Here is a 22,918-nt window from a genome sequence, read left to right as displayed (position 1 = left end):
GGACGCGCAGCCGTGACGAGTAATTGTCAGGGCTGCCTGCTCGCTCACGCGGGGCGCATCAGGACCGGTCAGCCGCCGGAGGTGAGGACGAGGTGGACCTCGCCCGAGCTCGACGCTCCCGCGAGGACCGCGGCGTCCTCGGGACCGGCCGCGACGACCACGAGACCGGAGTCGCCGTCCTCGCCCGGCCAGGCTCCGCCACCGCCGTCCGGCGCGGTCCACAGCACGGGGACGGAGCGTGCGACCACCCGGCTGTCCGAGGCGACGTCATAGCCGTTGCCGGTGCTCAGGATGACGTCGACGCTCTGACCCGGTGCGAGCAGCTGGACGGTCGACGGATCATTCGGGCGCAGGGGGACGGCGACGGTGCCCGGGGGTAGGCCCGTGAGGAGCGCCTCGCCGACGAGTGCGGTCTCCGGGACCAGGCTGCCCTCGGCGAGAGGCGAGGCCAGCTGCTGACCCACCGCCTGGTCCGCGGCGAGCAGGGTATTCCCGACCGATGCCTGCTCGGGCAGGTCGACGACCACGAGGTCCGCGGCGCTCAGGACAGTGCCGACCGCGAGGTCGCGTGCCGCAGCGAGCGCGGGTCGGCTCGCGGCGTCGTCGCCCACGCCCGCCTCGACCGCGATGCCTGCCGCAGCGCTGAGGCAGAGGCAGGCCATGAGGCGCTTGTGCCGATACACGGCACGGCGGAGTCGGGTGCGCAGCGGGAGGGACGGGGTGGTGCCGGTTCGGGTCATGGCTCGACCCTAGGATCGGCGCCCGGTCACGTCCCGCGGGGGAGTCGCTATGTGGACAGCGTCGAGCCGATCACACCCACGTCACCGTCCCGGTGGACGCCCGAGTGCACGCTCCGGCACGGGCCCCTTCGGACGCCGTGACCGTGGTCGACGTGCCTGTTCCGCTCGAGGTCAGGAAGCCGCGGCAGCGGACCCCGTCGACGACCTGCCGGAGGCACTGGAGGCACCCGAGGCACCGGACGACGCCGGCGCGGCCGTAGCCGATTCCTTCGACGAGGACGAGGAGGACGACGTCGACGCCGGGGAGGCCGACGTCGTTCCTGAGGTGGACGATGCGTCCGACGACGGGGAGGAGGACCCGGCGTCGACGGTGGCCGTCGAGTCGCGGGAGTCGTTGCGGTAGAAACCGGAGCCCTTGAAGACCACGCCCACGCTGTTGAACTTCTTCCGCAGCAGGCCGGCGCACTCCGGGCACACCGTCAGCGACTCGTCGGTGAACGACTGCTGGATGTCGAAGGCGTGGCCGCAGTCCTTGCAGGCGTAGGCGTACGTGGGCATGGGAATCCTCCTGGGCGAACGGCGTGGCTCCCGGAGGGCTCTGGCGAAGAGCTGGCACTCTCCGGAGTCGAGTGCCAGTCTACACGGGGTCGCCGGCTCGGGAGGGGCCACGGGCGCCGCTCGGCTCCAGGCGCCGGGCGGAACTCAGGGGAGGAGCCGGGCGCCGTCCGCGGTGATGACGCCGTCGAGCGGCTGGTCGAAGGTCTCGGCCGGCAGTGCTCCCGCCGGCAGGAGCTCGGAGCGGTACACCATCCCCATCGCCCGCACACCGGAACCGCGGACGGCCGGCTGCGCGAGGAAACGGTCGTAGTACCCGCCGCCCTGGCCCAGGCGGTAGCCCGAACCATCGACGCACAGGGCGGGCACCACCATCAGGGCAACGCCCCCGATGTCCTCGAACCGGCGGCGTGGACCGGTGGGCTCCTCGACCGGAGCCCGCGGCGACCGCACGAGCGGGACGCCGGGTGCCCATGCCGCCCAGGACAGGGCGTACCCCGGTTCACAGACGGGGACGACGACGTCGTACCCGAGGCGGTGCGCGGCCGTCAGCAGGGGAGTGGCGTCGGGTTCGGTCCCGAGACCGAGGTAGGCCGCGAGCGTCCCTGTGCGGGGGTCGGTGGAGGACGCGTTCGGTGCACCCGGTGCGCCCGGTGCACCCGGTGCGCTCGGTGAACCGTCGGACGGCGGGAGCCCGGCGAGGAGGGCCAGCACCTCGCGGGCGAGATCGGCCGCCTGGCGTGCGCGGTCATGAGCGGTCATCTCGGCGCGTGCAGCGCGGATCCGCGAGCGCAGCAGCGCCTTGTCCTTAGCACGTGCGGTCGCCGCGATACTCTCCATCGCACCATTGTGCGCAACCACCGGGCCGGAGCGGGCACGTTATGTAGTGTGGGTCCCATGACTTTAGGATCACGCGTGACCAAGGCCGTCATCCCTGCGGCCGGGCTGGGGACCCGCTTCCTTCCAGCCACGAAGGCGATGCCGAAGGAGATGCTCCCGGTCGTCGACAAGCCCGCCATCCAGTACGTGGTGCAGGAGGCCGTCGACGCCGGTCTGTCCGACGTCCTGATGATCACCGGACGGAACAAGCGAGCGCTCGAGGACCACTTCGATCGCGTGCCGTTCATCGAGCAGACGCTCGAGGCGAAGGGCGACCACGACAAGCTCGCCGCCGTGCGCCGGCCCTCCGAGCTCGGGGACATCCACTACCTGAGGCAGGGCGACCCCAAGGGCCTCGGCCACGCCGTCCTGCGGGCCAAGCTGCACGTCGGCAACGAGCCGTTCGCGGTGCTGCTCGGTGACGACCTCATCGACGAGCGCGACCCGCTCCTCGAGACCATGATCGCGGTCCAGGCCACCACGGGCGGCTCGGTCGTGGCGCTCATCGAGGTGGACCCGCAGCAGATCAGCGCGTACGGGTGCGCGGACATCACCGAGGTCGACGGCGAGGACCACGTGCGCGTGAACCACCTCGTCGAGAAGCCGTCGGTTGAGGATGCGCCGTCGAACCTGGCCGTCATCGGCCGCTACGTGCTGCACCCCCGAGTCTTCGACGTCCTCGAGACGACGGCACCCGGCCGCGGCGACGAGATCCAGCTGACGGACGCCTTGCAGACCCTCGCGGCGGCCGACGGCGAGGGCTCCGGTGTGTACGGCGTGGTGTTCCGCGGTCGCCGCTACGACACCGGCGACAAGCTGAGCTACCTGAAGGCCGTGGTCACGCTCGCCTCCGAGCGCGAGGACCTCGGCCCGGACCTTCGCGCGTGGATCAAGGACTTCAGCGCGGGGATCACGGACTGATCCACCATGTGGTCGGCCGGTAGCTGGCCTGTGAACCTCAGGACCGGCTCGCTGGTCCTGAGGCCCATCCGCCACAGGGACAAGGCAGCGTGGACCGCTCTGCGGCACCGCAATGCGCGATGGCTCGCGCCCTGGGAGGCATCCAACCCCGACCCCGAGGGGTTCCTTCCCACGTACCACCAGATGGTGCGGTCGCTCACGGCGCAGGCGCGGGCCGGCGCCGCACTGCCGTTCCTCATCACGCAGCAGCCCGAAGGGTCGAAGCAGGCGCGGCTGACCGGGCAGCTCACGGTCTCGAGCATCACCTGGGGCTCGGCGATGACTGCGACGCTCGGGTACTGGGTGGACTCCGAGCTCGCGGGCCGGGGTATCGCACCGACGGCAGTGGCCCTCGCGACGGACTACTGCTTCGACGACCTCGGTCTGCACCGCATGGAGATCAACATCCGCCCCGAGAATGCGGCCAGTCTCAGGGTGGTGCAGAAGCTCGGGTTCCGTGATGAGGGGCTCCGGCCCCGCTACCTGCACATCAACGGGCAGTGGGCCGATCACCGGAGCTTCGCGCTCACCAAGGAGGACGTTCCGCACGGCCTGCTGACGCCGTGGCTGGAGCGGATGGACGCCCACCGCGCGTGAGCGACGGTTCGATGCCCTCCACTGCATATGACCTGCCGACACACCGGGGGTAATGCAGTCCGTGACGTCCCGTTCCTCCTACCGTTCTAGGTGTGGTCTTCTCCCTGGATAGCTCGTTGGTGCTGGCTGCGATCGTCGGGCTCTGGCTCGTATGGGTTGCTCCCTTCGTGCTCCGGGGAACCATGCCGGCAACGTCCGGGAGCGCACGTGACTACGCGGAGCGGACGGCGGATCGTTCAGGAGAGAACACGATGATGATGGCAGACCAGGACCCCACTCCGGCCCCGCGGGCGGCGGGTTCTGCCCGCAGCAGTGCATCGGCTGCCCGGCTGCAGGCGGTGAGGAAGCTCGCGACGAGCAAACCCACGTCCCGTTCCGTCCGACTCGGCGTCGCATCGACGGGTGCGCTCGCGCTGGTCGCAGCACTTGTCACGACCGTGCTCGCCATCCTGGACCTCGTGCCCTTCTTCCCGCCTCTGCTCTGCCTCCTGACGGCCGCCGCCGCCGTCGCCGTGCTGCGCGTCCTGGCGATCAGGGGCCGCCACGCGCGGGTCCAGCGTGCCTTCGACCACGCCATGGCCCCGGTCCTCACGACCGCCGAGCCGGTGCACACGCACGCTCGCGTCATCGCAGCGCCGCAGCGTCCCACTCAGCTCTTCGACGCTGAGTCCGCAGGCGCGCGCCCGCTCTCCGCGATGGAACTCCGGACGGCTGCCCTCGCCGTCGCCCGGGGCACCGCCGACCGCACCTCCGCACCTGCGGCGGCCACGAGGCAGGTCCTGCCCGCCGGTGCGACGGCATGGGTGCCCGTCGAGCTCCCGCGTCCCACCTACGTGGACGCCGCGAAGGCCGAGCGCGAGGCCCCTGCGCCCCTCGACCTGCCCGAAGCCCCCCGTCCCACCACCAGGACGCCGATCAAGGCCTCCGAGGCTGCAGCCCGCGCGACGCCCCTCGAGGACGATGCTGCCGGGTCGAATGCCGCTCCCGCGACGGGTCGCATCAACCTCGACGACGTCCTGCAGCGCCGTCGCGCCTGAGAAGTCCACGACCGGTCAGCGCGCGACCGTCAGCGCGCGACCGTCAGTGTCTGCGCTCCCGCCTGTCAGGGCCGTTCGGACACGAGCCGGTACCCCATGCCCCGTACCGTCGCGAAGCGCTCGGCTCCGAGCTTGTTGCGCAGGTAGCGCACGTAGACGTCGACGACGTTGGACCCCGGGTCGAAGTCGTAGCCCCAGACGCGTGAGAGCAGCTGTTCGCGACTGAGTACCTGCCCGGGATTTCTCATGAAGGCCTCCGCCAGGGCGAATTCGCGGGCCGAGAGGTCCACCTCGCGGCCGTCGATGAGCGCGCGACGTGCCCGGAGGTCCAGCTGCAGGCCGTTGTGGGCGAGCACGGAGGTCTCGCCGGCTCCGGTATCCTGCCGGAGCCGCAGCCGCACCCGCGCGAGGAGCTCCTCGAACCGGAACGGTTTGGTCATGTAGTCGTCGGCTCCACCCTCGAGTCCGGCAACGGTGTCATCCGTGGTGTTGCGGGCGGAGAGGATGATCACCGGGGTGTCGTTGCGGGCGTCACGCAGTCGCCTGAGCACCGTGAAGCCGTCCTGGTCGGGCAGCCCGAGGTCGAGGATGATCAGGTCGAAGTCCCCGCTCTGCGCGAGGTGGTACCCGTCGCGCCCGGTGGCGGCGATCGACGGCGCGTAGCCCGCCGAGCGGAGGCCCTTGGCGACGAAGGCGCTGATGCGCTCCTCGTCCTCGATGATCAGGATCTGGGTCACGAATTCTCTCTCGGTGCGGGGGTCGGCACTGGCGTTTGTGTTCTGAGTGGCGTGGTGGCACGCCGCGTGATGGACGGTCGTGCAGGAGGGCCGTCCGTGGACGCCCCGGTGCGTCCGTCCACCGGGAGCGAGAGCGTGAAGGTGGACCCACGGCCGGGGGCGGAGAGCAGGGTGACCTGCCCGCCGTGGGCCACCGCGATGGCTTCCACGATCGCGAGACCCAGACCCGATCCCTCGGCCCGCTTGCCGTCGGCGCCGCGCTCGAAGCGCCCGAAGATCCTCTGCTGGTCGGCCGGGCTGATGCCGACGCCCTCGTCGCGGACCCAGAGGCTGACCCCGTGGTCCTCGAGCCTGCTTCCGACCGCGATGGTGGACCCCTCGGCCGAGAACTTGACCGCGTTGGCCGCGAGTTGGAGGAGCGCCTGGGTGACGCGTCGAGGGTCGAGCTCCGCGGTGGTGTCCGCACGGGAGTCGACGATCCAGCGGCGCGGCGCGAGACCGCGGGCCTTGTCGATCACGTCGTCGGTGAGCCGTCCGACGTCGGTCGGTTCGGCCCGGACGAAGTCGGGACGCGTGCTCCCGGCGAGTGTCACCAGGTCATCGACGAGGAAGCGCATGCGTTCGAGCTCGTCGAGCGCCACGGCCCGGACGGCCTCGACGTCCTCGGGGTCGCGGGAGTCCTGGAGCTCCAGGTGTCCCTGGATGATCGTGATCGGTGTCCGGAGTTCGTGGCCCACGTCGTCGAGCAGTTGACGCTGTGATCCGAAGGACGTCTCGAGGCGGTCCAGCATGGCGTTGAAGGTACGGGTGAGGTCGGAGAGGTCGTCGTTACCGGTGACGAGGATGCGGCGTGAGAGGTCGGTGTCCCCGATCTTCCGCGCCGTGTCCCGCAACCGCCGCACCGGGTGCAGCAGGTTGCCCATGAGCAGCCAGCCGACCGCCGCGATGAGCACGAGCGTCGCGAGGCTGATGAGCGCGAACGTCGTGAAGGTGCGGTCGAGTTGGGCGTGCTCGGCGTCGGAGTCGAAGGCGAGGACGAACATGGTCGGTGCGGTGTCCGCGCTGAGCTGCACGGGCACCACGATGGCCCGGTAGGTGGTCCCGGCGGTGTCGATGCTCGTGATGCGTACGTCGTCGTCGATCCGGGCGGCGGAGGCGAGGTCGATCAGCTCGGGGTCCTCCTCGAGACGGAGCGGCACGGTCTCGTTCGCCAGCAGCACGGCCTCACCGTCACGCACGCCCATCATGCCTTCGTTGGGTGCGGGCAGGGTCCGCTGCATCACGAGGTAGACGAGCGTTTCCGCGGAGACGAAGTCGCCCCGCGTCTCCGGGTCGATCCCCGTGGCGAGCAGGTTCTCGAACTCGCCGAAGCTGCGTGCCAGGGAGTCGTCCATGCCCGCGTTGAGGGCCGCGCGCTGGAGGCTGTACGCCGTGGTCCCGGCGACCAGCAGGCCGAGCGCCGAGAGTGCCAGCAGGGCGCTCAGGACCCGGGAGCGGACGGACCAGCGGCGGCTCGCCCGCCCGAAGATGCGGCCGAGACGGATGAACGGGCCCGGCATGCCCCGATCGTCCTGATCCGCATCGGCGGACGCTGCGGGCACGTCGGACGCTCGGACCGGCCTTTCCTTCCGAGGTGCGGCCGGAGGGGGCGCGGCAGGTGCCGGCGGTATGCGGACGGCTCCGGGATCGGACATTCCAGAGGGAGCCGGAGCTGGGGAGACGGTGCCGTCGGGCAGGGGCAGCACGGGGAGCGGTTGGGTCTGGTCAGCCATCATCGCCGTCATCTCCGCCGTCGTCGTCCCCGCCGTCATCCCCGCCGCCGTCGTCATCCCCGTCGTCGTCCCCCGGGCCGATGACCGGCGGAGGCGCGGGAACGACGGCGGGGCCCGGGGCGGGTGCTGCGGGTGCGGGCACCGCGGGCGCGGGCGCGGGCGCGGGCGCGGGGGGAGCCGGCACCGGGGGCGCCGGAGCAGGCGGGGCGGGTACGGGCGCGGGGATGGTCGCCGCAGGAGCCGGGGGCGCGGCGGGAGCGGGGGACGGCTCCGATGGGGACGGCGGCACCTCCGACCCGGTCGGGGACGCCTGCGGTGATGGTTGCGGCGTCGCGTCGCCGGTGACGACGACGGCCGGGCCCAGCGGCTGGTCGTCCGGGGAACCGAGGAAGGCGGCCAGCGTCAGCGCCGTGGTGGCCAGGAGCGCGGTGATGACCGCGCTCAGTAGCCAGAGACGACTCGCCGAGGATCGCATGCGACCAGTATCACGGCGCCGGATGAGATGAAGATGAGAAGAGCGCCCGTCACGCCCCGGTACCGTCGACCGCCGTCGTCATGCGGAGTCCCGGTGTGCCGTCGTGATCGACCGTCTCAAGGCGGACGGAGACGGCGAGACCCGCGAGCGAGGTCAGGTGCGTGCCACCGCACGGGATCTGCGCCTCCTCGCCGGGCAGATCGCACACCCAGCGCCGTCGATCCGTCAGGCCCGGTCCGTCCGTGTCGATCCGGATGGCAGCGCCCGTCGACGTCCATGCGGAGAGGTGCGCGTTCGTCTGCTCCTCGAGGGCGGGCAACGCGGCCTCGAGCCCTTCGACGTCGAAGCCCTTGCGGCGCAGGGACTTGCCGAGGCGGTACAGGTCCACGGATCCGAAGTCGCCGATGGCGGTCGTGTCGATCGCGAGGGCGTCGAAGTTCGGGGCACCGAGGGCGTCCGCCGTCACGTCCTTCTTCCACCGCCCGGCCATCGCCCGGTTGAGGGCGAGCGAGGCCAGGTGGCACCCGGTGTGCCCGGCGGAGATCGCGGCGCGATGGGCGGCATCCACCTCCGTGACGACGTCGTCCCCCTCCTCGGGGCCCTCTGTCCCGGGCTCAAGGAGGTGCGCGACGACGAAGGCCCACCCCTCGGTGCCCTTGCGCACGGGTGACTCGGCGCCGAGGTGCAGGGTGGATCCGTCGGTGGCGCCCACCACGCAGTCGATGACGGGCCACGCGCCCGACGTCGACCTCAGGACGCCGCGGTCCGCTCCCTGGTCCGGCCAGCTGTGATCCACGGGGTGGAACGGCGTGGTGTCGAGCAGGACCACCCTCCTCCCGTCCGGGCGCACCTCGGTGTGCAGCACACGGGCGGCACCGGTGACGGCGCCCGCCGGATAGGTGACGCGGGTGTCGGTGGACGGAAGGGTCATGATGCTCCTCGATGCTGATCGCGTGGGAAAACGGCTGGGCGTACTGGAGAGCTATCGGGACGGGTAGGGCGGGTCCGGCGCCGCCGTCAGGTGTCTGTCGGAGAGTGCGTGAGGCGCTCCAGGAGAGGCTCCGTCCGGTAGGGGATGTGCTCGTGCAGGGCCAGGACGGTCTCGGTGCGGATGACGCCCTTGAGGCGCAGGATCGAGCGGAGGGCCGCTTGCAGGTTGTGGGTGTCGGTGGCCGCGACGCGGCACCAGACGTCGCCGCGCCCGGAGATCTCGTGCACCTCCAGCACCTGGGTCAGGGTGCGGAGCCCGGCGATCACCGCGTCGAGCTCGCGGTGGGACACCTCGATCGTCACGAAGGCCACGACGTCGTACCCGAGGGCCTCGAGATCCAGCTCGCGTCCGTTCGTCCGCAGCGTGCCGGCTCGGAGCAACCGGCGAATGCGCGTCTGCGCGGTGTTCCGTGCCACACCGAGGAGCTCGCTGAGATCGCTCACCTGCGCCCGCGGATCGCGCACGAGCTCGAGCAGGAGGCGGAGGTCGAGGTGGTCAAGCTTGCTCACATCGCTCACTTCCGGTCAGCGGGTCACATTCCTGTTGCGCACCGTGCTCACATCCGTCAGCTGGAACACTGCAGAAGGATCAAGGACCTTCATCCTATAGAGGGTGCGTATCGCGCGCACCGCTTCCGAGCGCGCATGGAGGTCCAGAGCGGTATGAGCGTCATCAACGAGCTGCGCATGCGGCCTACGACGGCGGAGCCCGGCGTCTGGGACGCATCCCTCGCCGTCCGGCTCGCGCTCGCGGTCACGGTCATCTCCACGCTCCTCATCGGCGCGAACCTCGCCACTCCTCTCTATCCACTCATCCAGGCGGACCTCGGCCTGTCGTCCTTCGCCGTCACCGTCGCCTTCTCCTCCTACGTCATCGCTCTCATCGGCGGGCTCGTCCTCGCCGGGCATTGGTCGGACCACATCGGCCGACGCGCGGCCCTGGTCCTCGCCGTCGTGCTCGGACTCGCCGGAGCCGGACTCTTCGCCGCGGCCACGTCGCTGCCCATGCTCACGGCGGGCCGTGCGCTGCAGGGTGCAGCGGTCGCGCTCGCCACCGGCGCCAGCGCGGCTGCACTTCGAGACCTCCTGCCGAGCCGCCCCGACTGGGCGTCCAGGTTCACACTCATGGCCTCCGCGGGCGGTGTAGCGGCGGGCCCGGTGATCGGCGGCCTGCTGTCCCTCCTTCCCTCACCCACGCGGACGCCCTTCCTCGTGTACCTCGTGGTGCTGGCGTCGCTGCTCGTCCCGCTCGTGCTGCTCCGTGCCCGGCCCGCCATCAGCGCGGCGGCTGCGGACCGCCCGCTCGCGGCCCTGCGGCCCCGCCGCCCAGCGGTGTCCCCGGGAGCGCGGCGCGCGTTCTGGACGGCGTCTGCGGTGGGCTTCCTCAGCTTCTCCGTGTTCGGGTTCACGCTCAGCCTCGCTCCCACGTGGTTCGCGGGCATCGCGGGGACCACCTCGCGTCCGCTGATCGGGCTGCTCGCGGCGCTCGTCCTCGGTTCGTCCGCCGTCAGCCAGCTGCTCTCACTCCGGGGGCGCCTCGTGGTGCCGCTCGGCCTCGCGGGAATGGCCACCGGCGTGGCCCTCCTCCCGGTCGCGCAGGGGACGGGCAGCCTGCCGCTGCTCGTCGGCGCCTGCGTCCTCGCGGGCCTGGGCCAGGGCATGGCGTTCCGGGTGGTGTTCAACGAGGTGTCCACGAGGGTCGACCCGGCCCTGCACGCCCAGACCGTCAGTGCCGTGTACGTGATCACCTATCTGGGCAGCGCCGTGCCGGTGCTGGGACTCGGTGCAGCCGCGGGCGTCTGGGGGCTCACCCCCTCGGTCACGGTCTTCGCCTTCATCGTCGCTGCTGTCTGCGGTGTGCTGGCCGTCGGGTCCTCGGTGGTCCGGCTGCGTTCCGGGCTGCAGCGCTGACGCGCTCCACGGCCCCGACCGTCCCACGCGTCCTGACCGTCCCGAGCGGGGCCGTGGCACGGCCGGCACCGGTCCGTAGGCTGGAGTCATGTCGACGCCCCTATCACACCCGTCCCCGGCACCGGATCCTGACGTCGCCTCCGGACAGCGCCCGGGTGCCGTGGTGACCGAGGTGAAGGCCGATGACGTCGTCGTCGGTGTGGACATCGGCGGGTCCAAGACGCACGGTGCCCTGTGGCGCGCCGGGACGCTGGTCGCGGAGGCGAGGGCGGGCAGCGCCAACGTGCAGAACGTGACGCGCGATGACGCGGCGGCGAACCTCGCCGTGCTGTTCCGCGGGCTGCTGGCGGACGGCGGCGCCGAGGTGCTGCGGGTCGTCGCGGGGTCCGGCGGGGTGGACACTCCGGAGGACGCCGACCGGCTCCGCGCCCTCATCGCGCCGCTCGCGCCGAACGCGGCGATCGACGTCGTACACGACACCCGACTCATCCTCGCCGCCGGTGGCGCCCGCACGGGGACAGCGGTCATCGCCGGCACCGGGTCCGTGGCCTGGGGAGTCGCGCCGGACGGTCGCGAAGCCCGTTCGGGCGGGTGGGGGTACCTGCTCGGTGACGAGGGCAGCGGGTACTGGATTGCCCGCGAAGCGGTGCGCCGCACGCTGCACCGGCACGACGTCGGGCTGGTCCCCGATGGGCTCGACACCGCCGTCCTGACGCGGAACGGCGTGGACACGCCCACGGAACTGATCGGCCTCTTCCACTCCGCCGAGGCGTCGAGCCGCACGTACTGGGCCGCGCAGTCGAGCCTCGTGTTCGACGCCGCGAGCGCCGGCTCGGAGGACGCCGCGAGCATCGTGGACCGGGCGGCCGCGGACCTCACCCAGCTGATCCTCGACGTCGCCGCCGTGATCGGGCGGCCCGGTCCGGTGGTGCTCGGGGGAGGGCTCGCCATGCATCAGCCCGCCCTGCAGCAGCGGCTCGAGGTGAGGCTGACGGCGGAGGGGATCACCGACGTCGTGGTCCTCGACCACGACCCCGTGATGGGCGTGCCGTTCCTCCTGACGGACCTCTGACGGACCTCTGACGGACCTATGACGGACTCCTGATGCGCCACCGCGCCGGGCTGGGCTGCCCGGCGGATCCGCAGGCCGCCCCGGTGCGTCTTGCCTGAGCGGGAGTGGTGGTTAGACTCAGAGCTTCGACAGCTTGAACTGACCGTTGCGCACTCCGCGTCACGGGATCCCAGACGGCAAGCCGGCCCGCGTCAGCGCGGTCCGCGGGCACAACCCGGCCGAGATGACCTGCAAGGAAAGGCGCTGCTGCCATGACACCTCCCGAGCAGGTATCCGGTACCGAGCCCATGATCGTCTTCCGGAACGTCACCAAGACGTACGACGCCGGACGCCCCGCCGTGGACGACCTCTCCATCGACATCGACCGCGGCAGCATCACCGTGTTCGTCGGTCCGTCGGGCTGCGGCAAGACCACATCCCTGCGCATGATCAACCGCATGGTGGAGCCCACCTCGGGGCAGATCCTCCTCGACGGCCAGGACGTCTCGCAGCAGAAGGCCGCCGAGCTGCGGCGGTCCATGGGCTACGTGATGCAGTCCTCCGGTCTGATGCCGCACCGCTCGGTCCTCGACAACATCGCCACGGTGCCGCGGCTCAACGGCGTGGGCAAGGCGGAGGCACGGAAGCGGGCGCAGGAGCTGCTCGACGTCGTCGGCCTCGCCTCCGAATTCGGGCGCCGGTACCCGGCGCAGCTCTCCGGCGGCCAGCAGCAGCGCGTCGGGGTGGCGCGTGCGCTCGCCGCGGACCCGCCCGTGCTGCTCATGGACGAGCCGTTCAGCGCCGTGGACCCCGTGGTGCGCGCCGAACTCCAGGACGAACTGCTCCGGCTGCAGCGCGATCTCGCCAAGACGATCGTCTTCGTGACGCACGACATCGACGAGGCCACCATCCTCGGCGACAAGGTGGCGGTCTTCGCGGTGGGTGGCCGGCTCGCACAGTTCGCGGCGCCCGAGGAGATCCTCCGCGCCCCGGTCGACGACTTCGTGGCCGGTTTCGTGGGCCGTGACCGTGGATTCCGGCACCTGTCCTTCCAGGAGGGCGACCGCCTGACCATCCACCCCGTGGAGACCATCGACGCGCACCTCCTCGCGGACCCGACCGTCTCGGTGCGCTCGCCGTGGGCCCTGCTCGTCGACGACCACGGACGGCCGCACGGCTGGGTACCGGAGGCCACGCGCGAGAGCATCCACCGGCAGGCGGACGCCGTGCCGGGCGGATCGCTCTACAGGCGCGGGGACACGCTGCGACGTGCGCTGGACGCCGCGCTGTCCTCGCCCTCCGGTCTCGGCGTGACGGTGGACGACGACGGCCGTGCCGTCGGCGTCGTCCGCGCGGCGGAGATCTTCGAGCTCATCGAGGCGGCCCGGCTGGACCGCGGGCGCGCCGATCACAACACGGCGGTGTAGCCGTGGACTGGATCCAGGGGATGGTCGACTACGTGCCGGCCAATGCGACCCTGCTGCGTGAGCTGACAGGCAACCATCTCCTCCAGTCGATCCTGCCGCTGGTGTTCGGCGTGATCATCGCCGTGCCCCTCGCGCAGATCGCCCGGCGCAACCGGACCGCGGGCGCCGTCCTCCTGACGGCGTCGTCGCTGCTCTACACGATCCCGTCCCTGGCGATGTTCGTGTTCCTCCCGATCGTCCTCGGCACCAGCATCCTCAGCATGGTGAACGTCGTCGTCGCGCTGACCATCTACGCCGTGGCCCTGCTCATGCGCTCCACCGTGGACGCCCTGAACTCGATCGATGACGGCGTGCGGCAGGCCGCGGTCGCCATGGGCTTCACGCCGCTGCGGCGCTTCCTCACCGTCGATCTTCCGCTGTCGGTGCCCGTCCTCATCGCCGGCGTCCGGGTCATCTCGGTCACCAACATCTCGATGGTCAGCGTGGGCGCCCTGATCGGCGTGCCGAGCCTCGGGAGGCTGTTCACGGACGGCCTGACGCGGAACTACCCGGAGCAGATCGCCGTCGGGATCCTGGCCACGCTGCTGCTCGCCCTCGTGCTCGACCTCGTGCTCGTCCTCCTCGAACGGGTGCTCACGCCGTGGACGCGGGCGACGTCCTCGCGCACCCCCGCCCCGGCGCTCGCGCTCGAGGCGCGTCACGCAGGAGCGGCTGCCTGATGGACTACTCGAGTTCCAACCTCTTCGTGCAGATGGGCGAATGGCTGTCCGACCCCGTGAACTGGAGCGGCGCGCGCGGCATCCCGATGCGCGTGCTGGAACACCTCGGGTACGTGGGGCTGACGCTGCTCATCGCGTGTGCCATCGCCGTGCCGCTCGGCATGTTCGTCGGGCACACGGGCAGGGGGCGTGTCCTCGTGGTCTCGGGGATCGGCATCCTCCGGGCGCTCCCGACGCTCGGCATGGTGTTCCTCTTCGCGCTGCTCTTCTCACGCGGCATCATGCCGTCGGTGTGGGCCCTGGTGCTGCTCGCCGTCCCGCCCGTGCTCAGCGGTGTCTACGCCGGCATCTCCTCGGTGAACCGCACGGTGGTGGACGCTGCGCGCAGCATGGGGCTCACCGAATGGCAGGTGCTGTTCCGCGTGGAGGTGCCCAACGGTCTGCAGGTGATGATCGGTGGAGTGCGGGCCGGGGTCCTGCAGGTCGTCGCGACCGCGACCGTCGTCGCCTACGCGAAAGCGGACGGGCTGGGCGTGTTCCTCGTCGAGGGCACGCAGATCAACGACAACGGCCGGCTGTTCGGCGGCGCCGTCGTCATCGCGGTGCTCGCCATCGCCGTCGACGGGCTCATGGCCCTCGTCCAAAGGTTCGCGATCTCACCGGGTCTCAGGGTCGCGCGCCCGGTGCAGGGATCGCTCAGAGGATCTGGCCGGCAAGAGGCCGTCGCCAGTGCACAAGGAGGAACAACATGAAGAACCTGTCACACTCGCGCGCTTCCTCGAGCCGGCGCGCCATGATGGGACTGGCCGGCGGCCTGACGGCCATGCTGGCGTTGACTGCCTGCGGTGCGAACAGCGACCCCCAGGGTGAGCCGGCGAGCGCGGAGCCCGAGGGGTCCGTCGTCGTCGGTTCAGCTGACTTCCCCGAGAGCCAGATCATTGCCGAGATCTATGCGGGCGCGCTGAACGCCGCCGGCATCGAGGCCACCACGCGACCGAACATCGGGTCCCGTGAGATCTATTACCAGGCCATGGTGGACGGCTCCATCAACGTCATCCCCGAGTACAGCGGCAATCTGCTGCTCCTCGCGGACCCGGCGGCCACCGCGGCGTCCGCCGAGGACATCATGGCGGCCCTCCCCGAAGCTCTCGAGACGAAGTCGCCGGGAGCGAACCTCGGCGTCCTGGATCCCAGCGAGGCGGAGGACAAGGACGCACTCGTGGTCACGGCTGCCACCGCGGAGGAGTACGGACTGGAGTCCATCGCCGACCTCGCGGAGGTGTGCGGCGAGATCACCCTCGGCGCGCCGAGCACGTTCCAGGAGCGTGCGTACGGTCTGCCGGGGCTCGAGGAGAAGTACGGCTGCGTGCCGGGCAACTTCGAGGCCCTGAACGACGGCGGCGGTGAGCTCACGCTCCAGGCCCTGCTTAACGACGAGGTCCAGGTGGCGGACATCTACACCACGACGCCGTCCATCGAGGACAACGACCTCGTAGTGCTGGAGGACCCGGAGAACAACTTCATCGCCCAGCAGGTCCTGCCGCTCATCAACACGGAGACCGTCAGCGAGGAGGCGCAGAACGTCCTCAACGAGGTGTCGGCGCAGCTGACCACCGAAGATCTCCTCTCCCTGAACCGCGAAGTCAGTGGCGACGAGAAGCGCATGCCGGCCGATGCCGCGGCCGACTGGCTCGCCGAAAAGGGTCTGGCGGGCTGATCCTCACCTGACCCTCACCTGCTCCGAATCCGAGGGAGGCCCGACGTCCGGGCCTCCCTCGGGTGCGTCCGGGGCTCCGGGCGTCCCTCGCCCTCGCCGCGCGGGTGTCCGACCCTGCGGTCCGGTGACCGGCATCGCCTTCCGGGGCACTGCGCCCTCGCTGTGGCATCCTGTTCCAATGGTCACGTACAAGCAGTCGGACAAGCTCCGCAATGTCCTCTACGACATCAGGGGCCCGCTGCTGGAACATGCCATGGTCATGGAGGCGCAGGGCCACCGGATCCTCAAGCTCAACATCGGCAATCCGGCGCCCTTCGGCTTCGAGGCACCGGACGCCATCCTCGTGGACATGATCCGCAACCTGCCGAAGGCCCAGGGCTACAGCGACTCCCGCGGTATCTTCTCGGCGCGCACCGCCGTCGTTCAGTACTACCAGGGCCGCGGTATCAACTCGATCGACGTGGACGACGTCTACCTCGGCAACGGGGTCAGCGAACTCATCACTCTGTCCATGCAGGCCCTGCTCAACGCGGGCGACGAGGTACTCATCCCCACCCCGGACTACCCGCTCTGGACGGCGTCCGTCGCGCTCGCCAGCGGCACGCCGGTGCACTACCTGTGCGACGAGGACAACCACTGGTGGCCCGATCTCGAGGACATGGCGTCGAAGATCACGCCGAACACCAAGGGGATCGTCCTCATCAACCCGAACAACCCCACGGGCGCCGTCTACCCGAAGCCGGTCCTCGAGGGCATCGTCCGGCTGGCGCGGCAGCACGGGCTCATCCTCTTCGCCGACGAGATCTACGAGAAGATCCTCTACGACGACGCCGTCCACATCAACGCGGCCTCCGTCGCCGGCGACGACGTCCTCTGCCTCACGTTCAGCGGCCTCTCCAAGGCCTACCGCATCGCCGGTTTCCGCAGTGGCTGGATGGCGATCTCCGGGCCCAAGCGCGACGCCGCGAACTACATCGAGGGCATCAACCTGCTGGCGAACATGCGCCTGTGCGCGAACGTGCCGGCACAGCACGCCATCCAGACGGCGCTCGGGGGCTACCAGAGCATCAACGATCTCATCCTGCCCGGCGGGCGTCTCAAGCAGCAGCGCGACAAGGCCGCCCAGATGCTCAACGCCATCCCCGGGGTCAGCTGCGAAGTCGCGCAGGGGGCGCTCTACCTGTTCCCCAAGCTCGACCCCGAGGTGTATCCGATCAAGGACGACGAGAAGTTCGCCCTCGACCTCCTCAAGCAGCAGAAGATCCTGATCTCCCACGGCACCGCGTTCAACTGGGTCAATCCGGACCACTTCCGCATGGTCACCCTCCCGAGCGTCGAGGTCATCGAGGACGCGATCGGGCGCCTCGCCGACTTCCTCTCGACCTACAAGCCCTGAGCAGCGCACCACTTCCGAGGAGTCCCATGGTCCCGCCCACCGTCGACGTCGCCGAACTGCACCGCCTGCTCCTCGCCGGCCCGGACTTCTCGCTCGCCGGCGTGGACCCACGCTCCACGCCGGGGTTCGACGGCGGCAAGAAGGAGGGCGCAGCCGCTCTCGCCGCCGGCGCGGATGCTCTGTCCCTCCTGCAGGAGAAGCTCTTCGCCGAGAGCCGTGCCGGGAGCGGGATCGCGGTGCTCCTGGTCCTGCAGGGCATGGACACGTCGGGCAAGGGCGGGATCGTCCGCCACGTCGTCGGGCTGGTCGACCCGCAGGGCGTGAAGCACCATGCCTTCAAGGCGCCGACCGCCGCCGAGCAGCAGCACACATTCCTCTGGCGCATCAAGCGCCAACTGCCGGGTCCGGGCATCATCGGCGTGTTCGACCGCTCGCACTACGAGGACGTGCTGATCCACCGCGTGCGCGGTTTGTCGCCGGCTGCCGAGGTCGAGGACCGGTACCCGGCCATCCGCGCGTTCGAGTCCGGGCTCGCGGCGGCGGGGACCCGCGTGCTGAAGGTGATGCTCCACATCAGCAAGGACGAGCAGAAGTCACGGCTGGCGGAGCGGCTTGAGCGCAAGGACAAGTACTGGAAATACAACCCGGGTGACATCGACGAGCGTGAGCACTGGGTCGCCTACCAGGAGGCCTACCAGCTCGCCGTCGAGCGCACGAGCACGGAGGCCGCCCCGTGGTACGTGGTTCCCGCTGACCGCAAGTGGTACGCGCGGCTGGCCGTCCAGCACCTGCTCACCAGGACCCTCGAGGACATGCAGCTGAGCTGGCCGCGGGCGACCTTCGACGTCGAGGTCGAGAAGCAGCGGCTCGCCGCCAGCTGAGGCCGCAGACCGACGATGCGGACAGTGTCTGTCCGCGTCGCCTCCTCGTCTTGAGACCCGACCATCACCGGAGGCCCTCATGGACTGGAAGATCGAACTCATCGGCGTACCCGTCAGCGATGTGGACCGCTCCATCGCCTTCTACCGCGACCGGGCGGGCTTCGTCCTCGACGTGGACATCCGCGTCAGCGAGAGTGTCCGGTTCGTGCAGCTGACGCCGCCCGGCTCGGCCTGCTCCATCGCCCTCGGAGAGGGCATCAGCGACATGGTTCCGGGCTCGCTGCGCGGTATCCAAGTGGTCGTGGCCGACGTTGCGCGAGCTCGCACCGACCTCGTGGAGCGTGGGGTGCAGGCGTCGGAGATCGATGAGCAGCCATGGGGGAGATTCGTCTACTTCGCGGACCCGAACGGCAACGCGTGGGCCCTGCAGGAACCACCTCCTCGGGGTGCGGAGCCGTCCTGATGCCTCGGGGCGGCTCGCCGTTCTACTCAGGCGGTCTCGGGCAGACTCGCGCAGATTCAAGCAGACTCACGCAGATTCACGGAGTCTCACGCAGTCGCGCCAGGATCATGGCTTGCGGGTGTCGCTCGGAGGGTCGTGGTGCGCGCACGAGACTCGCCTCGACGAGGAAGTCGGCGTCCACCAGCTTCTGCTGACCGCGCCGGGAGCGTGCAGCACGGCCGTCAGCGCGACGTCGTGACCGTACGCGCTGCTGATGCGACGCTCGCCCTCGCCCGACTGGAAGCCCAGGAGGAGAAACCCGCCGGTCCGCAGGACCCGCCGGAACTCGAGCACCACAGCTCGGAGGTCCGACGACGGCGTGTGGATGATCGAGTACCACGCGAGGACGCCGTCCACGGATGCGTCCTCGGCGGGCAGTTCCGCGAGATCACCGACCCGGAACGGCAGGTCCGGGTGGAGAGCCCTCGCCACGTCGAGCATGCCGCTCGAGCCGTCCACTCCGGCGTACTCCAACCCGTGTTCCACCAGGAGACTTGCCAGCCGGCCGGTACCGCAGCCGACATCGACGACCCGAGGCTCGCCCGTGCCCGTGCCCGTGCCCGTGCCCGTGCCCGTGCCGCTGCCCGTGCCGCTGCCCGTGCCGGCAACGCGGGCGGCGAACTCCTCGAGCATCGCCCGGTCCAGCGATGCCTCGAAGCTCACGTCCGGAAGCGCTTGGGCGTAGTCGACGGCGACGACGTCGTAGGCCGCTGCCGTGGAAGACCTCGCCTGAGCCTGAGCGTGGGCTTCCGCCGTCGCCTCCGCCGCGTCCACCTCTCCTACTGGCTCTCGGCCTTGTCGCGCGCTGCTGCGAGCCTCGCCTTCGCGCCCTCGAGCCATGCTTCGCACCGGTCGGCGAGCGCTTCGCCACGCTCCCACAGGGCCAGTGACTCCTCGAGGCTCACGCCGCCGGCTTCGAGCCGGGAGACGACGGCCACGAGTTCCTCGCGGGCCTGCTCGTAGGAGAGGGTGCCGACATCCGCCTGCGCCGACTGCTGGTGATCCGTCATGCTGTGTCCTCGTCCTCTTGGTGGCTCTGTGCCGAGCCGATTCGGTTGCGTGTGATCGCGCTGAAGTGGCCGCCCGCGACGCGGATGCGCAGGGCGTCGCCGTCATCGAGCTCGGCGGGTTCCCGGACCACGTGCCCGTCGGCCAGCTGCACCACCGCGTAGCCGCGGTCGAGCGTCTTCTGGGGGGAGAGGGACCTGACCCGCTCGCGCAGGTGGTGCACCGCGTCGGCCTCACGCGTCACTGCCGTGCTCGTACTCCGGAGGGAGCGGGAGCGCAGCCGCTCGATGTCCGCCTCACGCACGTCGACCATGCCTTCGGGCTTCGCGAGGGAGGGCCGGGAGCGAAGCGTGGCGAGGCTGTCTGCCTCGCGATGCACGAGGGTCCGGATGGACCGTTCGAGCGCACTCCTCGCCTGGGCGATGCGTCCGAGTTCCTCCGTCACGTCGGGGACCACACGCTTCGCGGCGTCGGTCGGTGTCGAGGCGCGCACATCGGCGACCTCGTCGAGCAGCGGGCGGTCCGCCTCGTGGCCGATCGCACTCACCACGGGCGTCCGTGCGGCGGCGACCGCCCGGACGAGGGACTCGTCGCTGAACGGCAGGAGATCCTCCAGTGCCCCTCCGCCGCGCGCGATGATGATGACGTCCACGTGGGGGTCGGCGTCGAGGGCCGCGAGGGCGGCAATCACCTGCGCGACGCTGCTCACACCCTGGACGGCGACCTCGCGCACGTCGAATTCGACCGCGGGCCACCGGAGGGCCGCGTTGCGCGTCACGTCCTTCATGGCGTCCGACTCCCGACCGGTGATCAGCCCGATCCGGTGAGGGAGGAGCGGCAGGCGCTTCTTCCGGGTCGACGCGAACAGTCCCTCCGCCGCCAGTGCCTGCCGCAACCGCTCGATCCTCGCGAGCAGGTCGCCGATGCCGACGGGTCGGATGTCGATGGTCTGCATGGACAGGCGGCCCGTCTTGACCCAGAAGTCCGGCTTCAGCCTCGCGACCACGCGTGACCCGCGCTCCAGCGGGGAGGAGACCCGGTCCATCACGCTGCCGTAGACCGACAGGGAGAGCGACACCTCGGAGTCGACGTCACGCAGGGTGATGTAGCACATGCTCCCGCGCCGATTGAGCTCGATGACCTGCCCCTCGACCCACGCGGCGGGCGCTCGCTCGATGTGCGCCTTCAGTTTCTCGGACAGCAGATGCAGCGGCCAGGGAGCGTCCGGTGAGGTCTCCGCGGCCGTCGGGGGGATGGTGGACGGAGGCGTTGATCCGCCGGCGTCGTCCACGGCGCCCGTCCGCGTCGCCTCACTCGTCATTGCTCGTCCCGTCCTCCATCGGCCCGCACCGGTCGACGACCGTTGCTCGTCCTTAACGTCTACCACCCCCGGCCCCCAGAGCTCCGCTGCGCCCGGCGGTATGTGCGCAGTGACATCGAGCGCCTCCTACTCGGAGCCGCTGCCCACCGCCGTCCCACGCGTGCCCGACCGTGCAGAACGGGCATAATCGGGAGCTGTAGCTCCCAGCGAAGGACCCCATGCGCACCCTCCTCTCAGCCGTCGTGGCGCTCGTCGCCCTCCTCCTGGCCGCCGGGGGACTCGCTGCCGCCTGGGTGGACGAGAACCTCGTCGAGCAGTCCGGTTTCGTGGCTCTGGCCGCTCCTCTGGCCGACGATCAGGCCTTCCAGAACACCCTTGCGGACGCTCTGGCAGGGGAGGTCACGGCCACCATCGGTCTCCCCGAGCAGCTGAACTCGGTCGTCGAACCGCTCGTGCGCGATGCCGCCGGAACCGTCAGCGGATCCTCCGGCTACGAGGCGGCATGGGCCGAGACGCTGCGACTCTCGCACGCCTTCACCTTCGCGCAGGCGCCCGATCCGACGGAGACGGCCCCCGCGGTCCTCAGCCTCGATCTGGGTCCCGTGATCGATCTGCTGACCGGGGACCTCGCAGGAACGCTGGGCATCGACGTGCCGCTGCCCGAGGACACCATCATCGACATCGGCTCCGTCCAGCGCGGAGGTCTGCTGAGTGGCCTCGCCGACGCGGTCCAGCCCTGGCAGCTCTACCTCGCAGCGGCCGGCGTCGTCGCTCTGCTCGCACTCGTCATCGCCCGACGGCGCGGCACCACGTTAGCGCTCCTGGGACTCGGTCTCGCCGCGATCGGCGTCGTCGGAGCGCTCGCCGGAACCTGGCTGCCCGGCGTGGTCGCCGGCACTCCCGGCACGGGTGCGCTCGCGGACGTCTTGCTCGGGGGCCTGACAGGTCGGGCCGCCGTCAGCATCGCAGCGTCCAGCACACCGGTGATCGTCGGGGGACTGCTCGCGGTGGTGCTCGGCGTCGTCCTGCAGCTCACGTTCGGCCGACGGCGCCGGGGTCAGCCCTGAGCGGACCCCTCGGCTCGGCGACCGACCCGCGCAGGGCGACCACGTAGAATCGGGGCATGACCAGTACCGCCGTTCAGGTCCCCATGCCCACCATCCCGCGCCGGCGTCGTTCCCCCGAGGACGTCCTCGCCGCCGCGCCCGTGAGCGGGCAGAAGAAGGTACTGCTCGCCGCTCCGCGTGGGTACTGTGCCGGCGTGGACCGCGCCGTCATCGCCGTGGAGAAGGCTCTCGAGCACTACGGTCCGCCGGTCTACGTGCGGAAGCAGATCGTGCACAACCTGCACGTGGTCTCGACGCTCGAGGCCAAGGGCGCCATCTTCGTGAACGAGACGGACGAGGTTCCCGAGGGCGCACTCGTCGTGTTTTCGGCGCATGGGGTGTCGCCCGCCGTCGTGCAGTCGGCCGCGGACCGCGGACTCAGGACCATCGACGCCACCTGCCCGCTCGTGACGAAGGTGCACAAGGAAGCGCAGCGCTTCGCGCGCGACGACTTCGACATCCTCCTCATCGGGCACGAGGGCCACGAGGAAGTGGAGGGCACCGCGGGTGAAGCGCCGGACCACATCCAGATCGTCAACGGGCCCGAGGACGTCGACAAGGTGCAGGTGCGGGATCCGGAACGCCTGATCTGGCTGTCGCAGACCACGCTCAGCGTGGATGAGACGATGCTGACCGTGAACCTGCTCAAGGAACGGTTCCCCACCCTGCAGGATCCGCCCAGCGACGACATCTGCTACGCCACGTCGAACCGCCAGGCGGCCATCAAGAAGATCGCCCCGCAGTGCGACCTCGTGATCGTGGTCGGGTCGTCGAACTCGTCGAACTCGATCCGTCTCGTCGAGGTGGCGCTCGAATACGGCGCCAAGGCTTCGTACCGGGTCGATTACGCCAACGAGGTGGACGAGTCCTGGTTCGAAGGGGTCACCTCGGTGGGCGTCTCCTCGGGCGCGTCGGTTCCGGAGAACCTGGTGCAGGACGTCCTCCGTCTGCTCGCCGAATACGGCTACGCGGACGTGGAGGAGGTCGTGACGGCGGAGGAGGACATCATCTTCTCCCTCCCCAAGGAGATCCGCGCGGCACTCAAGGCGATGGGGGATCCCTCCCAGGGCCGCGGCGGTCGGGGACAGCGGCAGGACCGCTCCTCCCTGAACTGACGCACCGACGTTGGACTGACGT

At 70.4% G+C, this 22,918-nt stretch carries 25 protein-coding genes; 14 read left to right on the top strand and 11 right to left on the bottom strand.

The window, feature by feature from the left end:
- Positions 1-68: 68 nt before the first annotated feature.
- The 3 genes from AC4D16_RS05035 to AC4D16_RS05025 all read right to left on the bottom strand — a co-directional run bounded on the left by AC4D16_RS05035 (position 69) and on the right by AC4D16_RS05025 (position 2,135).
- Positions 69-740 carry an RcpC/CpaB family pilus assembly protein gene (locus AC4D16_RS05035; RefSeq protein ID WP_490954171.1) on the bottom strand — a complete coding sequence of 224 codons (672 nt, stop codon included), beginning with the start codon at positions 738-740 and terminating at the stop codon, positions 69-71.
- A 171-nt stretch (positions 741-911) separates the two neighbouring features.
- Entirely contained in the window at positions 912-1,298 is a 387-nt protein-coding gene (locus AC4D16_RS05030) for an FmdB family zinc ribbon protein (protein ID WP_490954170.1), read from the bottom strand.
- A 144-nt stretch (positions 1,299-1,442) separates the two neighbouring features.
- Positions 1,443-2,135 (bottom strand): 5-formyltetrahydrofolate cyclo-ligase, encoded by a 693-nt coding sequence (locus tag AC4D16_RS05025; protein ID WP_490954169.1) that lies wholly within the window; start codon positions 2,133-2,135, stop codon positions 1,443-1,445.
- A gap of 57 nt (positions 2,136-2,192) precedes the next feature.
- Here AC4D16_RS05025 and galU point away from each other — a divergent pair, with 57 nt between their 5' ends.
- The 3 genes from galU to AC4D16_RS05010 all read left to right on the top strand — a co-directional run bounded on the left by galU (position 2,193) and on the right by AC4D16_RS05010 (position 4,768).
- Positions 2,193-3,095 carry a UTP--glucose-1-phosphate uridylyltransferase GalU gene (gene galU / locus AC4D16_RS05020; protein WP_490948600.1) on the top strand — a complete coding sequence of 301 codons (903 nt, stop codon included), beginning with the start codon at positions 2,193-2,195 and terminating at the stop codon, positions 3,093-3,095.
- Positions 3,096-3,101: 6 nt separating this feature from the next.
- Entirely contained in the window at positions 3,102-3,731 is a 630-nt protein-coding gene (locus tag AC4D16_RS05015) for a GNAT family N-acetyltransferase (RefSeq protein WP_490948602.1), read from the top strand.
- A gap of 92 nt (positions 3,732-3,823) precedes the next feature.
- Positions 3,824-4,768 (top strand): hypothetical protein, encoded by a 945-nt coding sequence (locus AC4D16_RS05010; protein WP_490948603.1) that lies wholly within the window; start codon positions 3,824-3,826, stop codon positions 4,766-4,768.
- 65 nt (positions 4,769-4,833) lie between these two features.
- On the opposite strand, the gene AC4D16_RS05005 is transcribed toward AC4D16_RS05010, so the two are convergent.
- From AC4D16_RS05005 to AC4D16_RS04985, 5 genes are all read right to left on the bottom strand, one after another.
- Positions 4,834-5,505 carry a response regulator transcription factor gene (locus tag AC4D16_RS05005; RefSeq protein ID WP_490948604.1) on the bottom strand — a complete coding sequence of 224 codons (672 nt, stop codon included), beginning with the start codon at positions 5,503-5,505 and terminating at the stop codon, positions 4,834-4,836.
- Positions 5,502-7,064: a sensor histidine kinase gene (locus AC4D16_RS05000; RefSeq protein WP_490954168.1), complete on the bottom strand. Its 1,563-nt coding sequence runs from the start codon at positions 7,062-7,064 to the stop codon at positions 5,502-5,504. The genes AC4D16_RS05005 and AC4D16_RS05000 overlap by 4 nt, the downstream gene beginning before the upstream one ends.
- 205 nt (positions 7,065-7,269) lie before the next feature.
- The gene (locus tag AC4D16_RS04995) at positions 7,270-7,752 is read right to left on the bottom strand and encodes a hypothetical protein (protein ID WP_490954167.1); all 483 of its coding nucleotides are present in this window, start codon (positions 7,750-7,752) and stop codon (positions 7,270-7,272) included.
- Positions 7,753-7,801: 49 nt separating this feature from the next.
- A complete protein-coding gene (locus AC4D16_RS04990) occupies positions 7,802-8,683 on the bottom strand; it encodes an alanyl-tRNA editing protein (protein ID WP_490954166.1) in 882 nt (293 codons plus the stop codon).
- 86 nt (positions 8,684-8,769) lie between these two features.
- On the bottom strand, positions 8,770-9,252 hold the full coding sequence (locus tag AC4D16_RS04985) for an Lrp/AsnC family transcriptional regulator (RefSeq protein WP_490948608.1): 483 nt from the start codon (positions 9,250-9,252) through the stop codon (positions 8,770-8,772).
- A 153-nt stretch (positions 9,253-9,405) separates the two neighbouring features.
- Between AC4D16_RS04985 and AC4D16_RS04980 the strand changes: the two genes are divergently transcribed.
- From AC4D16_RS04980 to AC4D16_RS04940, 9 genes are all read left to right on the top strand, one after another.
- Positions 9,406-10,653 (top strand): MFS transporter, encoded by a 1,248-nt coding sequence (locus AC4D16_RS04980; RefSeq protein WP_490954165.1) that lies wholly within the window; start codon positions 9,406-9,408, stop codon positions 10,651-10,653.
- 88 nt (positions 10,654-10,741) lie between these two features.
- A complete protein-coding gene (locus AC4D16_RS04975) occupies positions 10,742-11,725 on the top strand; it encodes an N-acetylglucosamine kinase (RefSeq protein ID WP_490954164.1) in 984 nt (327 codons plus the stop codon).
- 287 nt (positions 11,726-12,012) lie between these two features.
- Positions 12,013-13,131 (top strand): ABC transporter ATP-binding protein, encoded by a 1,119-nt coding sequence (locus AC4D16_RS04970; RefSeq protein WP_490948776.1) that lies wholly within the window; start codon positions 12,013-12,015, stop codon positions 13,129-13,131.
- A 2-nt stretch (positions 13,132-13,133) separates the two neighbouring features.
- Complete coding sequence (locus AC4D16_RS04965) at positions 13,134-13,850, top strand: ABC transporter permease (protein WP_490954163.1); 717 nt, start codon at positions 13,134-13,136, stop codon at positions 13,848-13,850.
- A complete protein-coding gene (locus tag AC4D16_RS04960; protein ID WP_490954162.1) occupies positions 13,850-14,602 on the top strand; it encodes an ABC transporter permease in 753 nt (250 codons plus the stop codon). The genes AC4D16_RS04965 and AC4D16_RS04960 overlap by 1 nt, the downstream gene beginning before the upstream one ends.
- Positions 14,599-15,567 carry an ABC transporter substrate-binding protein gene (locus tag AC4D16_RS04955; protein WP_490954161.1) on the top strand — a complete coding sequence of 323 codons (969 nt, stop codon included), beginning with the start codon at positions 14,599-14,601 and terminating at the stop codon, positions 15,565-15,567. The genes AC4D16_RS04960 and AC4D16_RS04955 overlap by 4 nt, the downstream gene beginning before the upstream one ends.
- Positions 15,568-15,745: 178 nt before the next feature.
- On the top strand, positions 15,746-16,963 hold the full coding sequence (locus AC4D16_RS04950; RefSeq protein ID WP_490954160.1) for a pyridoxal phosphate-dependent aminotransferase: 1,218 nt from the start codon (positions 15,746-15,748) through the stop codon (positions 16,961-16,963).
- A 26-nt stretch (positions 16,964-16,989) separates the two neighbouring features.
- The gene (locus AC4D16_RS04945; RefSeq protein WP_490954159.1) at positions 16,990-17,844 is read left to right on the top strand and encodes a PPK2 family polyphosphate kinase; all 855 of its coding nucleotides are present in this window, start codon (positions 16,990-16,992) and stop codon (positions 17,842-17,844) included.
- A 79-nt stretch (positions 17,845-17,923) separates the two neighbouring features.
- A complete protein-coding gene (locus tag AC4D16_RS04940) occupies positions 17,924-18,307 on the top strand; it encodes a VOC family protein (protein ID WP_490954158.1) in 384 nt (127 codons plus the stop codon).
- A gap of 105 nt (positions 18,308-18,412) precedes the next feature.
- On the opposite strand, the gene AC4D16_RS04935 is transcribed toward AC4D16_RS04940, so the two are convergent.
- From AC4D16_RS04935 to xseA, 3 genes are read right to left on the bottom strand one after another with little or no spacing between them, the layout of a single operon-like run.
- The gene (locus AC4D16_RS04935; RefSeq protein ID WP_490954157.1) at positions 18,413-19,120 is read right to left on the bottom strand and encodes a class I SAM-dependent methyltransferase; all 708 of its coding nucleotides are present in this window, start codon (positions 19,118-19,120) and stop codon (positions 18,413-18,415) included.
- A 5-nt stretch (positions 19,121-19,125) separates the two neighbouring features.
- Entirely contained in the window at positions 19,126-19,356 is a 231-nt protein-coding gene (locus AC4D16_RS04930) for an exodeoxyribonuclease VII small subunit (RefSeq protein WP_490948618.1), read from the bottom strand.
- Positions 19,353-20,675, bottom strand: a complete 1,323-nt coding sequence (xseA, locus tag AC4D16_RS04925) for an exodeoxyribonuclease VII large subunit (protein ID WP_490948619.1) — start codon at positions 20,673-20,675, stop codon at positions 19,353-19,355. The genes AC4D16_RS04930 and xseA overlap by 4 nt, the downstream gene beginning before the upstream one ends.
- A 218-nt stretch (positions 20,676-20,893) precedes the next feature.
- Between xseA and AC4D16_RS04920 the strand changes: the two genes are divergently transcribed.
- Both AC4D16_RS04920 and AC4D16_RS04915 read left to right on the top strand, forming a co-directional pair.
- Complete coding sequence (locus tag AC4D16_RS04920) at positions 20,894-21,742, top strand: hypothetical protein (RefSeq protein WP_490954156.1); 849 nt, start codon at positions 20,894-20,896, stop codon at positions 21,740-21,742.
- Between the two features lie 56 nt (positions 21,743-21,798).
- Entirely contained in the window at positions 21,799-22,896 is a 1,098-nt protein-coding gene (locus AC4D16_RS04915) for a 4-hydroxy-3-methylbut-2-enyl diphosphate reductase (protein ID WP_490954155.1), read from the top strand.
- Positions 22,897-22,918: the final 22 nt, after the last annotated feature.

It is taken from the genome of Arthrobacter sp. TJ-236, assembly GCF_058269235.1.
Note: the sequence above shows the minus strand (reverse complement) of the source record. Positions and strands in the feature narration are given on the sequence as shown.